The 17,106-nt window shown below is 38.1% G+C and carries 10 protein-coding genes; all 10 read left to right on the top strand.

Features of this window, described 5'->3' with window-relative positions:
• Positions 1 to 8 precede the first annotated feature (8 nt).
• The 10 genes from IEY67_RS11285 (at position 9) to IEY67_RS11245 (ending at position 17,087) form a co-directional block, all read left to right on the top strand.
• The gene (locus tag IEY67_RS11285) at positions 9 to 1,622 is read left to right on the top strand and encodes a RagB/SusD family nutrient uptake outer membrane protein (RefSeq protein WP_183671471.1); all 1,614 of its coding nucleotides are present in this window, start codon (positions 9 to 11) and stop codon (positions 1,620 to 1,622) included.
• A 29-nt stretch (positions 1,623 to 1,651) separates the two neighbouring features.
• Positions 1,652 to 3,475, top strand: coding sequence for an SGNH/GDSL hydrolase family protein (locus IEY67_RS11280; RefSeq protein ID WP_183671472.1), 1,824 nt, complete (start codon positions 1,652 to 1,654; stop codon positions 3,473 to 3,475).
• Positions 3,472 to 3,843, top strand: a complete 372-nt coding sequence (locus tag IEY67_RS11275) for a hypothetical protein (RefSeq protein WP_183671473.1) — start codon at positions 3,472 to 3,474, stop codon at positions 3,841 to 3,843. Before IEY67_RS11280 ends, IEY67_RS11275 begins: the two co-directional genes overlap by 4 nt.
• 34 nt (positions 3,844 to 3,877) lie before the next feature.
• On the top strand, positions 3,878 to 4,027 hold the full coding sequence (locus tag IEY67_RS25425) for a DUF5989 family protein (RefSeq protein WP_221267801.1): 150 nt from the start codon (positions 3,878 to 3,880) through the stop codon (positions 4,025 to 4,027).
• Between the two features lie 2 nt (positions 4,028 to 4,029).
• On the top strand, positions 4,030 to 5,868 hold the full coding sequence (locus tag IEY67_RS11270; RefSeq protein WP_183671474.1) for a carbamoyltransferase family protein: 1,839 nt from the start codon (positions 4,030 to 4,032) through the stop codon (positions 5,866 to 5,868).
• Positions 5,869 to 5,878: 10 nt separating this feature from the next.
• Positions 5,879 to 8,092 carry a GH92 family glycosyl hydrolase gene (locus IEY67_RS11265; RefSeq protein WP_221267805.1) on the top strand — a complete coding sequence of 738 codons (2,214 nt, stop codon included), beginning with the start codon at positions 5,879 to 5,881 and terminating at the stop codon, positions 8,090 to 8,092.
• Between the two features lie 112 nt (positions 8,093 to 8,204).
• A complete protein-coding gene (locus tag IEY67_RS11260; RefSeq protein ID WP_183671476.1) occupies positions 8,205 to 9,800 on the top strand; it encodes a GH35 family beta-galactosidase in 1,596 nt (531 codons plus the stop codon).
• Between the two features lie 20 nt (positions 9,801 to 9,820).
• Positions 9,821 to 12,043 (top strand): hypothetical protein, encoded by a 2,223-nt coding sequence (locus tag IEY67_RS11255; protein ID WP_183671477.1) that lies wholly within the window; start codon positions 9,821 to 9,823, stop codon positions 12,041 to 12,043.
• An 11-nt stretch (positions 12,044 to 12,054) separates the two neighbouring features.
• Entirely contained in the window at positions 12,055 to 13,458 is a 1,404-nt protein-coding gene (locus tag IEY67_RS11250) for a glycoside hydrolase family 28 protein (protein WP_183671478.1), read from the top strand.
• A gap of 11 nt (positions 13,459 to 13,469) precedes the next feature.
• Positions 13,470 to 17,087, top strand: coding sequence for a DOMON domain-containing protein (locus IEY67_RS11245; RefSeq protein WP_183671479.1), 3,618 nt, complete (start codon positions 13,470 to 13,472; stop codon positions 17,085 to 17,087).
• Positions 17,088 to 17,106: the final 19 nt, after the last annotated feature.

Raw genomic sequence — 17,106 nt, 5'->3', positions numbered from 1 at the left:
AAGTATTTATGAAAAAGATAATCTATTCATTAATGGTAGCTTGTGCTGTATCATTCAGCAGTTGCTCTGATAGCTTTTTGGAATTATCGAACCCATCAGCTTTGTCTCCGGAATATTTTCCTAAGACCATAGATGATATGGAGTTGATTGTAAATGCATTATATGCTCAGCCGAACTCAATGCACATGTATGGTTTTTATATGATGGGGAAACATTCCTTTATTTGTGACCATACTGTGGATATGGCTTGGTCGGCTGACCAAGTTTGGAATCAGCAGGTTTTGCATGAAGTATCCACAGATAATGAAAATATTCTGTTATTATGGGATGGTTTATATAAAACGGTGAATGCTGCAAATACAGTAATTGAAGAAGCTCAGAATTATAAAGGAGAACGTTCTCCGGAAATTGAAGCCCGCTTATCTCAAATCATTGGTGAGGGTTTGTTCTGGCGTGGTTGGGCCCATCAACATTTGGTTCAGTATTGGGGAGAAGGTTTTCCATGTAACGGCGATGGAGATAAATTGGGTATCCCTTTACGGGTTCGTACAGCTACAGCTATAGATCAGGTTAATTTAGGTCGTAGTACAGTAAATGAGGTGTACGATCAGATATTGAAAGATTACGCGGAGGCAGAGAGTTTGCTGCCTGATACGTGGTCTGAACGAGCAGATAAACCTCGTCCTACAAAATGGACATGTCGTAGTTTTAAAGGACAGGCTGAATTGTATGTTGGTAATTACGTTCAAGCAGCGAAGGATTTAAAAGAGGTGATTGATAAGAGTGGCAAACGCTTGGTCGATTATGCAGAGTATGAAAAAATGTTTAATGACGATCAGTCCAAATTTAATGATGAATCTATTTTGGAATTGAATTTCAAGGAAGGTTCTTCTTCTACAGGTTGGGGTAACTGGAGTGGTGCAGAAGGATCGATGCATATTTCATTGATAGCCTTATGTTATGAAAATGAAGAAGGTAAACCTGCTGCTTCTGCTTGGTCTAACTTATGTTTTAATGATGCGAATATTGATCGCTTCGGAGCTGATCCTCGTTTAAACGTTGTTGCTTTGGAACCGGGTACACCAGTTATTATGAATGATGTTCAAACTGTTACATGTAAGTATATCCTTGATAGAAAAAATGATGATTATAGAGGTTGGGCAGTTCGAAAATACCAATATTTGAAAAAGAGCGCAGCTTCAAGTCAATTAACATGTGGAATAAATATGTACTTGATGCGTTTGGCGGACGTGTATCAGATGTATGCGGAAGCAAGTCTGAAAAATGGAGATGAAGCTACAGCTCGTGAATATTTAAATAAAGTTAGGCGTCGTGCCTATGATTTGCCGATAGATTCGCCTTCGGATATTGATCTTAAATCAAGCGGTGATCAGCTATTTAACGATTTGGTAGAAGAACGTTTCAAAGAATTTTGTGGAGAAGGTGTTCAACATTGGGTAGATGTCTGCCGTTGGAAAAGATTGGATAAAGAAATAAAAGAATGGTATTCGGTAACATTATCAGGAATGCCCCGTTATGATGCCAGAGATTTGTATTATCCGATACCGCAGAAAGAGTTGGATGCAAATGCTGCGATTGTACAGAGTCCTGCATGGAAATAAATCATAAGTTTGTTTTTTAATAAAAAAAGATGAAGAAAGATCGTGTTTTTAAAATAGTAGCTGCTTTATTGCCTGTACTTCTTATATTGTTATTGGAAGGTGCATTACATGTAATTAACTTTGGGCACGATCTTTCTCTTTTTGTAATAGATAAGAGGCAACCTTATTTGTTGCATTTGAATGATAAGGTCTCATTACGTTACTTTTTGAAGGAAAAAAATGCGACCAATGGAAATACGGAATTGTTTTTAAAGCAAAAGCCGGATAATTTGATTCGTATTTTTGTACAAGGAGAATCAACAGCAGTAGGATTTCCTTATTTTCATAATGCTGCTTTTCCACGTATGTTGGATTATCGCTTACATCAGGATTTTTCGGATATTAACCTGGAATTGATCAATCTTTCGATGACGGCGTTGAATTCATATGCCATTTATGATTTTGCCGATGAGATCATCGCACAGCATCCGGATGCTGTTATTATCAATGCTGGACATAATGAATATTACGGAGCTTTGGGTATTGGTTCGACCGGAACTTTCGGTAGTAACATTATTATTGCGCGATTAGGCATAGAATTGAGGAAAACGAAAATAGGACAATTGTTGTCAAAAATGATATCTGTTTTATCACCTGATGCAAACAAGACTGATTATGATCATACCTTAATGGAGAGGATGGTTAAGAAGCAGGAGATTCCATTGGGTTCTGATTTGTACAAGGCTGGTGTAAAGCAATATGAAAAGAATTTAGATGAGACTTTAACAAAATATGAAAAAGCCGGAATACGTGTGTTTTTAACTAATACAGTTTGTAATTTAAAAGACCAAGAACCTTTTATCAGTATGGAAGGACCGGATTCTTTGAATGCTTCCTTTTGTTTTGAACAGGCCGATCTTGCTTATGAAAAAAAGAATAAAGAACGAGCGCGGGAAATGTATATCCGGGCAAAAGAATTGGATGCTCTACGTTTTAGAGCACCGAAAGAAATAAATGAAATAACGGAGCGTTTGGCTTATAAATATAAAAATGTTGTGTTTGTGGATGTAGAAAGGATGTTTGAAGGGTATGCTCTGGATTCGATTATCGGCAAAGAGTTGATGTTGGAACATTTGCATCCTAATTTGAAAGGTCATTTCCTGATTTCAGAAGCATTAGTCGAGAGTTTTAAACAGTCTTCTTTTTTATATGCAAATAATGATAAACAGACCAATGTAGAAGCGGAGTTCAAAGAATTACCGCTGACTGTTGTAGACTCTTTGTGTGGGGAATATGCAACTTTGCTGCTGAAAGAAGGGTGGCCTTTTAATGAACCAATCGCTCCTGATGATAAGAAAGAGAAGTCGTTGGAAGAGGCTTTAGCTGGAGGTTTAGCAGTTAATACGATAAAATGGGAAGCTGCTATGTATAAATTGCTAAAAGAATTTGTAGCGAGAAAAGACTTATATCATGCAATTAAAGTCGGGGAGGCATTTATTTTGGAATATCCTTATGAATATGTAGTGTATGAACAAACTGTAAATTTGTGTATAGATGCAAAAGAATATAATAAAGGTATCCGGTATGCAACCCGTGCATATAAGTTGAAAAAGGATCCGGCAATGGTTCGCCAGTTGGCTATACTTTACATGAAATCAGATATGCCGGAGAAGGCATTGCCTTATCTTGATATTTTGATTGCTGAAAGTGAAAAAATTGATTTTAGACCGATGAAAGAGATTGCTCAGAAAATAGTATTTTATAAAAATAGATTGGTTGAAGAGCCGGGTAATGTAAAACTAAAGCAGGAGATATTTTCCCTTTATTCAAAGATAGGGAACAGAGATGCTGCTGCAAAATATGGAAATATATGATAAGTCGGAAACAAAATACAGATGTAGGACTGGTCCTGGGGTTGGTCTTATTGATTGTTGGATTAGTGTCGGGAGAGACGTTATGGTATAAAATGGCAGTCTTAACTCTGTTGGTTACGGCTTTGGTTCCAGTTATCTATGTGCCGCTCTCTTGGTTGTGGTTTGGCATAGCTCAGCAGGCAGAGCGTTTTTTTTCAGTAATTATACTGGCTTTGATCTTTTATTTGATAGTAACACCTATGGCTTTGTTGCGTAAATTGTTTTTTGAAGATACTTTACGTTTGCGTAGTTTTAAAAAAGGAGCAGGCAGTGTGTTTGTCGTGAAAGGTAAGATATATAAAGCAGAAGATGTGGAAAAACAGTTTTAGTATTTGATTGTCAAAGTAATAAAAATATAGAGATATGGATTTTCTAAAAGAATTTTTATGTTTTTTGAGAACGAGGAAGAAGTATTGGTTGATACCATTAATATTAATTCTTCTTCTCTTTAGCTTGCTGATCGTATTGACCCAAGGTTCGGCTTTGGCTCCTTTTATCTATTCAATATTTTGAAAATGAAGGCAATCATAGGTATATCGGCATATTATCATGACAGTGCAGCGATTTTATTAATAGATGGCTGTATTGTAGCAGCTGCACAGGAGGAGCGTTTCACACGAAAGAAACATGATTCGTCTTTTCCGAAACATGCTATTGCTTATGTTTTGCAGGAGGCTGGTTTGGATGGTAAGGATATTTCGTATGTCGCTTTTTACGAGAAGCCTTTTATAAAATTTGAACGATTGTTGGAGACATATCATGCTTTTGCTCCGAAAGGTTTACAAAGTTTTGTCAAAGCGATTCCGGTATGGATTAAGGATAAACTATATATGAAACGAATCCTGAAGAAAGAGTTAGAAACATTCGGTATTTGTTCAAAAATTCTTTTTCCAGAACATCATTTATCGCATGCGGCAAGCGCATTTTATCCGTCGCCTTATGAGGAAGCTGTTGTTCTGACAGTGGATGGAGTTGGAGAATGGGCTACTACTACGATTTGTCGGGGTAATAAAGAAACTATAACGTTATTACGGGAACTTCAATTTCCTCATTCTTTGGGGTTATTGTATTCTGCTTTCACCTATTATTGCGGGTTCCGTGTAAATAGTGGCGAATATAAATTAATGGGGTTGGCTCCTTATGGTATGTTGTCAGAAAGAACGTTGCAATATATTTCTTTGATAAAAGATTTTTTGGTGGATATTCGGGAAGACGGTTCTTTTCTTTTAAATATGGACTATTTTGATTATGCCACGGGTTTAAAAATGACGAACAACCGGAAATGGACGAAATTGTTTGGCTTGCCTCCGCGAAAGCCGGAAGGCGAACTTACACAGGAATATATGGATATGGCTTATGCTATTCAACAGGTTACGGAAGAAATTTTACTGAAACTTGTAGCCACTGCCAAGCAACTAAGCGGATGTGAAAATTTGGTAATGGCTGGTGGCGTTGCCTTGAACTGTGTGGCAAATGGGAAAATTCAAAGAAGTGGATTATTTGAAAATTACTATATTCAGCCGGCTGCCGGAGATGCAGGTGGAGCAATCGGAGCAGCTTTTGCTGTGTGGCATATTTATCTTCAGGAAAAACGTACGTGTGAAAAACCAGATGGAATGTCTGGTGCATATTTAGGTCCTTCTTTTTCGGATAAAGATATCCGGAATATGATACGGAAAGCTGGAGCGGTAGCCAAGAGGCTTGACGATGTGGCTTTATATGATAAAACAGCTGTTTTGTTGGATAAAGGCTTTATTGTAGGATGGTTTCAAGGATGTATGGAGTTTGGTCCCAGAGCATTAGGCAATCGTTCTATCCTGGCGGATCCACGTAATACGGATATGCAGAAAAAGTTGAATCTGAAAATTAAATACCGTGAAAGTTTTCGTCCTTTTGCCCCTACTGTATTGGAAGAGGATGTTGCCCGGTATTTTGAATTGGATGTACCTTCTCCCTATATGTTGTTGGTTGCTGAAATTAAACCTGAATATAGGCTTGCGGTTCCGGATGATTATAATGATTTCTCTTATTTTGAAAAACTATATTATCATCGTTCTGTATTACAAGCGATAACACATGTGGATTTTACGGGGCGTGTACAAACGGTGACGGAGTTGTCAAATTTTCGTTATTATGCTTTGCTAAAAGCCTTTAAAGAACTGACAGGATGTAGTGTTTTGGTCAATACAAGTTTTAATGTGCGTGGCGAACCGATTGTTTGTACTCCGGAAGATGCTTATACCTGTTTTATGAGTACGGAAATAGATTTTTTGGTTCTTGGAAATTGGTTCTTTTGTAAAAATGATCAACCGAAAGAAAATATCAAAGAAATAAATAAGGAATTAATAGACTGATGTGAAGAAAATGAGATGGTATAACTGTTTTATAGGGCTATTTTTATTGGCCTCTTTTGTAGTGAGGGCTGATGAATCTCCTACCGATTACGTGAATCCTTTTATTGGAACCTCCAATGGTGGCCATACACATCCCGGTGCAATGTGCCCTTTCGGAATGGTTTCGGTAAGTCCTTTCAATTCGTATGATCCGTTTGATGACCCTGCATTTAGTGAACACAAACCTTACACATATTTTTATGGGGATCCTTTCTTTTCGGGGTTTACCCACACGAATATGAGTGGTGTCGGTTGTCCAGATTTGGGAACGTTTGTTGTAATGCCTATTTCTGGAGAGTTAAAAATTACTCCGGCCAATTATGTATGTAGATATTCAGAAGAGGTTGCACATCCTGGTTATTATGCTCTTTCATTACCGGAGTATGGGATTAGGGCGGAAGCTTCTGCAACCCTCAGAAGCGGAATTGAACGTTTTACTTTTTCTGGGGGTGAAGGACATATCTTGTTTAATGCCGGTATGTCTGTATCAACTGTTTCGGGAGCATTTGTTAAAATTGTTTCTTCAACAGAGATTGAAGGATATAAGAAGATAGGGAATTTCTGTGGAAATGGAATGGAGAGTACTGTTTATTTTGTAGCAAGGGTAAATAAGCAACCTCAGAAATCAGGTCTTTGGAATAATAAGGAATTATGTGGCCTGCAAACAATCGAAACAGAAGGAGATGACGTAGGGGCTTACTTTACATATAATATGAAAGATGGAGAACATGTTGAAATTCAGGTTGGCGTTTCATATGTTAGTATAGACAATGCGCGTTTGAATCTGGATACGGAACAGTCTGGCTTTCAGTTTGATACTGTCCGTAAAAATGCCATTGGAAGTTGGGATACAGAATTGTCCCGTATCAGCCTGGAGGGAGGTACAGAAAAATATAAACGTATGTTTTATACAGCACTTTATCATGTGTTAATTCATCCGAATATCCTGAATGATATTAATGGTGAATATCCAGCTTATCTTTCCGGTGAGATCAGAAATTCAGGAAACCGAAGCAGATATACTTTGTTCTCATTGTGGGATACATATCGTACAGTACATCCATTGCTTTCGTTAGTGTATCCAGAACGTCAATCAGATATGGTTAATTCATTGATAGATATGTATCGGGAAGGAGGTCGTCTTCCAAAATGGGAATTGTGTAGTATGGAGACGAATGTAATGGTTGGTGATCCGGCCATTCCGGTTCTTGTTGATTCTTATGTGCGTGGTATATGCGATTTTGATATTGAAATAGCTTATCAGGCTATGTTAGAAAATGCTGATACCGGAAGAATGGATGCAGATATTGTTCGTCCTGGCTATAAGAAGTTTTTAGAGTTAGGCTATATACCCGAACCGGACGGGAAGAAAGATAACGAAGCCTCTGTTTGGGGAAGTGTTTCTACTGGTTTGGAATATTGTATGGCAGATTATGCATTAGCAAGCATGGCTAAAATAGTTGGTAAAGATTCCGATTATTTGCTTTTTATGAAGCGTGCTGGTTATTATCGGAACTATTATGATTCGTTAGTTGGATTTATGAGACCTAAATATAAAGATGGACGATGGTTGGTTGATTTTGACCCAAATCCGGGTGTTCCGGCATGGCATAGTCAACCAGGATTTGTGGAAGGGTGTTCTTGGCATTATAATTTTTTTGTACCCTTTGATATGTCGGAACTTATACAGTTGAATGGAGGAGAAAAAGCTTTTATTAATAAGTTGGCTGAATGTTTTGAAAAAGGTTATTATAATATGGGAAATGAACCAGATATCTCATACCCGTATTTATTTAATTATGTAAAAGGGGAGGAAAAGCGAACCCAATATTGGACGCGACATTGTATAGATACTTATTTTGGTGACGATCAGAATGGTATAACGGATAATGATGATTGTGGAACCATGTCTGCCTGGTTGGTTTTTTCGATGCTAGGATTTTATCCGGATTGTCCAGCTAAACCAGTCTATCAGTTAACGGCTCCGATTTTTGATAAGGTGAAAATTCGATTACAAGAAAGCTATTATTCAGGGAAGTTTTTTACGATAAATGCGGGAGTAAATGCTTGTGAAAAATCATATATTAAAAATATGAAGTTGGATGGAGAGAGATATGCAGGCTTTACTATAAATCACTCCGATTTAGTGCGTGGAGGTATATTGGATATTGTTCTGGAAGAATAATATTTGTGATTTATCTAATATAATAGATTGAAATATAATAAATTATTATTCGTGGGAGAGGTTGTGGCTTTTCTCATGAGGGCATTGTTTTATTTTTTAATTCTTTACGACCATGAAAAAAAACAGAGTATTTAGTCTTGTAACTGTAGTTTTAATTGTTACAACCTTTTGTGTGGATGCACAAAAATTACCTTATATCACCGTGAATCGGGAAGGAGTCAAACAATTGATTGTCGATGAAAAACCTTTTATCTTTCTAAGTGGGGAACTACATAATTCTACAGCTTCCAATCTAAGATATTTATCTCCGCGAATGAAAGATTTGAAAGAACGTTATTTAAATTCAGTCATAGCAACAGTTTCTTGGGAGCTGTTTGAGCCTCGTGAAGGAGAATATGATTATGCATTGGTAAAGGGTATTATAGACCAAGCTCGGGAAAATGACATGAAACTGATTTTGATTTGGTTTGGTACTTGGAAAAATACGTGGTCGACGTATGCTCCAGAATGGGTCAAGACTAATATTAAGCGCTTTCCGAGAATGCAAATTAAAAATGGAATCAATTCTGGTGCTTTATCTGCTTTTGGAGAAAATACCAGAAAGGCTGATGCTAAAGCTTTTGCGGAGTTGATGCGATATATACGAGAGTATGATGCAAAGGAACAGACTGTATTGATGATGCAAGTGGAAAATGAGACAGGCTTGTTAGGTACATCCAGGGATCGGAGTAATATCGCTGAAGCTGCATTTAAAGAACAAGTACCGGTTACTTTAATAGAATATCTGAAGCAAAACAAACTGAATCTTACATCTGAAATGAAAAATATGCTTCAGCTTACAGGAAATAAATTAACAGGAACATGGCGTGAAGTTTTTGGTTATGGTGCGGATGAAGTCTTTTCTGCTTGGTATGTTTCTCAATATGTAGAAGACATAATTCTGGCTGGTAAAGCGGAATATGCCATACCTATGTATGTGAATGCTTGGTTGGATGGCAGTTTTTCGAAGGATTTGGTTCCTAATTATCCCAGTGGTGGTCCGGTTTCAAAAATGTTTGATGTATGGCGTGCAGGTGCTCCTTCGATAGATTTGTATGGGGCGGATGTTTATTTGGATGATTTTAAAAAAGTTTGTGATCAATATACACAACAAGGGAATCCTTTGTTTTTGCCAGAGTTAGCACCGTCTGTGCGACAGGCAGCTTATGTTTATTATGCTTTGGGTAGGAATGCTATGTGTTTTGCTCCTTTTGCAATAGATGGTTTTAACTCGGAAACAGCTGCTGTTGTGGCACGTTCGTATCAATCATTAAAGGGTTTTTTACCCTTCTTTAGTCAGCATTGTGGCAAAGATCGGAATATCGGTTTATTGTACACTGGTCGGGAAGAAGAAATTTGTCAACTAGGGAATTATCGGATACAAGTGCGTTATAATCAGCAACGTAATGAAAATGAATATCGATCTGAATCTGGTGGTTTGATTTTGCAAACGGATAAAGATGAGTTTTTTATTTGTGGATTTGGTATGCAACTGTCTTTCTATCCGGTTTCTGAAAAATCTGATATGCAGATTGAGTTCTTATTACATGAAGAAGGCTCTTTTGACGATGGTGTGTGGCATTCTGAACGTCGGATGAATGGGGATGAATTGTCTATTAGAATGACGACTCCTTCCATAAGAAAAGTGAAATTCCATATTTATAAATAGCAAATAATAAGTTTATACAGATGAAGACAAGAAGAACCTTTTTAAAACAATCTACTACTGCTGCATTAGGTTTGTTGGCAGTTCCCTCTGTACTAACGACCGGAGAGAATAGAACCAGAAAAACAACTCGATCAATATTGAAGAACGATGTAATGATTGAAACGATAATGATCGGAGACGAATTTTTAGGGTTGGGAAGTATTAGCATAGGAGGGATTGAACTTAGAAGTCCAAGAAGACCTATGTTTGTAGAGATTACGACACCTGATGGAATTCGTTTACTGAATTATCGTTTGGTTGATCAGAAAATAACGGATGATTCTATAGAACTGATATTTTCGGCAGATCAAATAAATGACGGTCTTATGGAATGGATGCTTCATACGGTGCGTAACAGACGGAATTTATCGGATTGGACAGAAGGTCCGCAACCGGCAAAGGACACCACACTTAAACTCATATTGAAACCTTTGACACGTGAAATCGGGAATAAAACGTGGCAGGGATTTACTTATCAGTATGTGTATAATAGTAGTACACTTCCTATCTATCGAATTCTGGATAGAGGAACTTGGGAAATAGGGGGTGATGTGATAGGAAATGAATTCTGGATGCGTAGTGGCGTAGTTCCTTCTAAGGTTAAATTTGGAACAAATAAAGATTTCTATTCTTCCGAATGGTATTTACCGGGTATTGAGAATCCTAATATTTTCCAGTTTCATCCTTTGCAAACAACATTACAGGGCTTCACTTTCACAACCTCTTCAAAAGGAACATTGCTTACCTGGCCTAATGAGGTTAAACATATTAATTCTTTGTTTGAAAAAGAGGAAGGAAAGTCGGAGTTAGTTCATTATCATGAACATTGTGCAGATTTAGGGCATGAACTGAAAACATCTCCGGTTGAAGTGTTGTGGTTACCAGGAGAATTAACCGAAGTTCAAGCGGCTAATATATATGAAGCAGCCAAAGATGTTATTTATGATATTTTGCATGAAAATGCTGGATTGAAACGGGAACGTGTGACTACCTATGGTGTGATTGAAGAATGGCAGATACCAGATATGGATAAGTATATAAATCGGGCAATGCCTGCATTTATTGCTGCCGAATTGAAAACTGTTTTTTTGCCTAATGAATGTCAGAATACGATGAATGTATATGGAGTCTCTAATATGTGTTGTAATATCGATTATAAAATAGCTGATACTGTAGGTGAAGATAATATGCGTCAATTATGTAAAAAGGCAAATGATGCAGGTGTGACGGTCGAGATGTGGGGAAATACTGCTATTTCTTCTTTAGCAGAGATGTTTAGTTATGCGGAAGAAAAACCAACTGATCGTCTGAGACGTCTTCCGGTCGAGGGTTCGGTGATGGAGGTTGTGCAGAAAGCACAAATGCCTTGGATAAGAAATGCTTCTAATGCGATAGAGGCAGATCATTATACACCACGTTTTTGTGCATTGAATATGCGTGATCCTGATATTTATGCTTATTGGATGAAATGCTGGAAAAAACTACATGATGATATCGGTATCCGGGGGATTTTTCTGGATAGTTCATTCAATATGACGAGTAATAAATTTCATCATGTTCAAAATATGAATGCTGTTCGTAAAGGTGGTGCCACATTGGACCAGTTAGATAATTTAGGATATTATCGCCCCAAAAAAGAGCCAGTGAAGGGCATTTTTTCCCAGTATCCGGCCCATATCAGCATGATACGTGATATGCAGGAAATGGGGTATCATTATACAGGGGAAGATATTGGTGTGTTTGGTGTCCATCGCAGTGGTCCGGGAGTAAAGATGAGGCTCGATTGTATGTATATTTGGACGGATTGTATCGCAACATTTGAACCACAGGAGATACGGAATTTGGGTTTTGATCCTCTTGATGTTTTATTTAAAGGGTTGGCTTACAGAATGTCCTGGTTCGTCTTTTGGGATGTTGATAAAGAAAAGCTTGTTCCGGTCAGAGGTAAAGACGATGAGTTTCCGACATTCGATTTCTTTAAAGCATATAATGAAGTAGAACCTTATTTATATGATCGCGAAATACTGGAAAATGAGGCAGGTGTGCTGTATCATAAAGATAATACATATGTTTTATGGGCTTTTAGCGATTTTCACCATCATCTACCTAAAAGTTCGGTTGTAAAGACAATTCTTTCCGGTAAAAGTTCTCGAATGAAAGAAATACGAGCTTCGAAGAATCAGGTCTATACTTATACAATATAAAGATCATAGTCATGAATGTAAAGATTATAATAAAGTTATTCATTTGTCTGGTTTTGCTTCATGGGGCAGTACGGGCTATTGCGTCATCTGCCGATTTAAGAGTTAATGTGCGGGATTACGGTGCAAAGGGAAATGGAAAAACATTGAATACACATGCATTCGATCAAGCTATTCGGTATTGCTCCGAACAAGGAGGAGGAACGGTTGTTGTACCATCCGGTGTTTTTTTGACCGGAACGATCCGTCTCCAGGATCATGTGTCACTTTTTCTTGAAAAGGAGGCTGTTATTAAAGGTGTTTCGGAATTAGAAGACTATGCTCCTTATATACCGGCCAAAGAGATGGAGAAATATGATAATGCAGATAAATATAACTGGAACCGAGCTTTGATATTAGGGGTTGGAGTTGAAGATGTTTCTATTTCTGGTGAAGGAGTAATTGATGGCGACCATGTTTTTGATCCGGATGGAGAGGAAAACATGAGGGGACCTCACACTATTTTGCTCGGAGAGTCGCGGAATATAACATTATCTGGTATCACAGTTATTCATGCTGCAAATTATGCTTTTATGGCCTATGAAATAGAAAATGCAACTTTTCAGCATCTTACGATTAAGGAAGGATGGGACGGTATACATATTCGCGGAGGTAAAAATATTTTGATACGTAATTCTGAATTTTATACCGGTGACGACGCGATAGCCGGAGGTTACTGGGAAAATATGACAATAACCGATTGTTATATTAACTCTTCTTGTAATGGTATTCGCATGATTATGCCGGCAACTGGTCTAAGAATAACTCACTGTACATTTAAAGGACCGGGAGTGTTTCCTCATCGAACCTCAAAGGAACATAAACGAACCAATATGCTATCTGCTGTTTTATTACAGCCAGGAGGATGGGGAAATGCTCCGAGAAGAGTCGACAATGTTTCTATTCACGATTTGACAATAGATAATCTGGATAATCCTTTCATGTTTATCTTGAATGAGGACAATGAGTGTGGTACGATAGAAGTAGAACGAATAAAAGCGACTCGTATAACAAAATCTGCATCCTCAGTGGAGAGTTGGAAAGGTGGTACTTTCGAACGAGTTCGGTTGTGTGATATCTCGATTGAATATGAAGGACATGACGATCCGTCGCTGCATAATATTGAAGTTGGACAACCGCATGTAGATTCACGCATATTACCTTGTTGGGGATGGTTTATTCGGAATGTAAAACAACTGATATGTGAAAATGTAAAGTTGTCATATAATGGTTCCGAAGTTCGCCCGGCTTTTTTTCTTGATAATGTAATGGCTACAACGCTGACGAATGTGGAATGTAAGTTAGTTCAGAATGTTAAACCTTTGGTTGTAAAAGATTCTGGAGATATAAAAGGATCGGATATTAAACAGTTTAAATAAAAAATGAAGATATGAAAAGGCGATATTTGTTATTGGTATTTTTATGTGTGTTCTCCTGCTTATTGCATGCACAAATGAAAGAACCTTATGAGTGGATTGGATATGAAAATGTCATGGGAGTAAAAAATGGTCTACGGCATTACGATTATGATATCAAAACTATTTATTCAAGTGCTCCAGCTAATGTATTCTGGCCAGGAGAAAAAGTGAAATTTACTTTTCAATTGATAAGTAATACGGAAGACTTTATTGATGTAAATGCATCTATATATGTGATACATTATGGAGCAAGGGGTGTACCTAATGATATTTGGTTACCGGAGATGTATAAGATTGAAGAGCTTCAGACGATTTCTACTCCTGTCAAAATATCTCCGAATGGATATATTGATATGGAAATTTTACCGGAAATTCCGGATATCTTCGGAGGTTATGCTATTGTGTTCGATTTAGGAAAATATGGTAGGCGTTTGGCTACCAGTTTTGTACGTAGTATGAAACCATCACCTGTCAAGATGCAGTATCCGAAACAATCATTGGATGATTTGGGTGTCGATTTTTTAAGCAGGATTGGTGTACAAGCTATCCGATACGGAGCATCTTACTGTCCGACTACTATGAGTAATTATCAAAATGAAATGCGTCGGATGGATGCAGAGATGAAACGTTATAAAGACAATAATATAACTGTCCTATTGATGTTTGGTGAAGGACAGTCACAGACACCTCTGGGTACTCAGCGTTCTTTTCTGGATGAAAATGGAGTTTATAAACGGACAAAACAGGATTATTCCTGGCTTCCTTCACTGGATGAAGATTTTAAGAAATATGTAAAAGAATTGTGTCTGAAACATGGATGGCCGAATGGGCCGGTTACAGCAGTTTCCCTTTGGAACGAACCCTGGGAGGGTATTTCTATTTCCGGTTGGCAGGCCGACATGCTACGTTATCGTGAAATCTATAAAGCGATGGCCGAAGGTGTAATGGAAGCACGTAAGGAGGGAGTGGACGTATTGATAGGTGGCTGTGACTCGAATTCTAATGCTTGGGATAAATTGTTCAGTGACGGAACAATGGATATGTTACCGTTTTTTGATTTTTTGTCTATTCATTATCAGGGAATGGAATCCCCGGTTCTATATCCCGAATGGAATAACCGTAAAGATCATAAAGGAAGGGTTTTGATTTGGGATACTGAAAGTTGGGTTGGAAATACGGATGACCGTATAGGGCTGGTTGTGGCAGCCAATCGTTCTGCAGGATATGATCGTTCGATGGGAATTTATGGCGGATATATGTATTCTGGCGATCCTCATAATACAGTTCCGAATATGGAAGTTCGTACGACGAACGGAGTGGAGATAATACCATCCATTCATAGTTCTTGGTCACCAGCAGCTGCCATGGGGGCTGTACAGGCTCTGATCGGAGAGAGAGACTTTAAAGAATTATTATTTAAGAACGGATTACCTTGGGTAATGGTTTTCGATGGGTATGAAAAAAATGTAGATGACGGGACTGTTGTTATTACCGGAGATTTGGGGGAAGCTTTCGGTGCGGAAAACATCTTGTTCCGTAATGTAAGAAGCCAGAAGGAAATTGCGGAAAAGATTGCACTCCGGAAAAAAATAGTAACTATGCCGCAAGGCTCGGTAGAACGTGCTAAGGCAGAAGATGCCCTAAACAGTTATAAAGCAATGGAAGATGGAAGTCTTATTTTGAACGCACAATCTTCTTTTATCTTATATGATTTTTACGGGAATGTGATACAACCTCATCATGGCAAGTATGAAATTCCACTTAACTATAGGGGGTATTATATGCGAACTGATGGTCGTAAAGGCTCATTTTCACAGCTTTTGTATGCGTTGAAAAATGCTCGTATTGAGGGATATGAACCTTTGGAAATAATGGCAAAGGATATGACTGTACCGGTATCGGATCATTCATCAATGGATCTTGTTCTGACGAATATATTGAATAGGAAAGTTAGTGGTAGACTCCAAGTGAAATTAGGAAATTTACAACTGAATTATCCGGAAAAAGTCTCATTAGGACCTAATGAGACAAGGACTATTTCTGTAAATATAGCCGGAGGAGAAGCAACTGCAGATAATACATATCCATTGGATGTCTATTTTGATGGAGGCAAGGATGGGGTAGCTGCACATTGGGAAGATATGCATGTTAACTACATTTCTAGAAAAACTATTCAAGTAGATGGAAAATTAGACGATTGGGCAAATGTGATTCCCCAAACCATAAAAGGTTCTTCCAGTGCAAGTGTTTCGTTGACAGAAGCAGCCTGGTATCCGTTCAAGGAGTTTGAAACGAATGCAGATGGTATGGCCACAGCTTATTTAGCTTACGATGATCAATATTTTTATTTTGCGGCAAAAGTAGCAGATCAAACACCCAATAAAGGGACTTATCGTTTTGAAACTCGTAATGACGATGATTTCTTTTATCCGGATGTGGCTCGTATGCAAACAGTTTGGGCTATGCACTCCGAGGAGAGGAAGCAGAGTGCTGATAACGGAGACCAAAGAGCTCTTCAAGCTCCGGATGGTCAATCCCGTATCATGAATTATATTGAAAATACGGAAACAACCCGTTCCATAGGTGTGGATTTGGATTTACCAGCTGATAAATTTATTCGTACAGCTCTCTATTTTCCGGATATAGACCAATATAATATCGAGGTTGTTGTGTACGATCAGGAAACAGGAAAAGAGTTGATGACTCAACGTATTCCTAAAGTCTGGGATGGTACTTATTTGATATTGGATCTATCTGGGAAAGTAAGAATTCGTTGCACAGCAGAAGGTTGGTGGTATACAGTTAAACTCGGCGGTCTGTTTTTTGATGTAGCTGGACAGAACGTTACGGGGAAAACTGCTGCTACTATGGTAAAAAAAGACTTTGATACATTAGGAAACTGGAAATCTATCTATGGTCAAAACGGTTATTATCTGGTTGGATTTACTCCGGAATTACCAGTTGGAGTTTCTTGCGAAACCGTTGATTATGATGATCTTGTTGAACTGAAATGGCCGGAAGGTGTTCGTCGTTTTTCATACCGGAAAGACCCCGTATTGCCTGATGCCTCTATGGATAAACCTACCGATAATATTTTGATAGCATTCAATGTTTTGCCAATTGGTGAAGATGGAATGGAGTCACATCCAAAGGGAACGATACCTCGCTACGTAGGTTATAAATGTACAGATTATGAATATGCCTTGAATACTGTAGCACCCGAATATGGAGGAGGCTTTGAGATATGGCGTATGTTGGTTCCGGGAATGCCCCGTAAACATTTCTATCCTCGCCAACCTAAATCACCTTATGATGGTGCGGTGAAGGATGGAAAATTAGTAACACGTCGTGAAGGTAATACATTATATACGGAATGTGCTATTCCATGGAGTGAAATACCGGATGTTAAAAAATCGTTGGATAACGGAGAAAAGATAAAATTCTCCTGTCGGGTAAATGATGATGGTGCTCGCGGAGCTTGTATGGAACTGGCACGTAAACGAAGTGTTTCCAAGAAAAACAGTCGTGCTTTTCATCCAGATTGGAAAGAACATTGGGCAAATGAATTGGAGTTTTCATTTGCTAAATAGAAGATTATGAATTTAATAG

The organism is Parabacteroides faecis (genome assembly GCF_014647375.1).
GTDB classification, from domain to species: Bacteria; Bacteroidota; Bacteroidia; order Bacteroidales; family Tannerellaceae; genus Parabacteroides; species Parabacteroides faecis.
The sequence above is the reverse complement of the archived record's forward strand: the minus strand, read 5'-3'. Positions and strand labels throughout refer to the sequence as shown.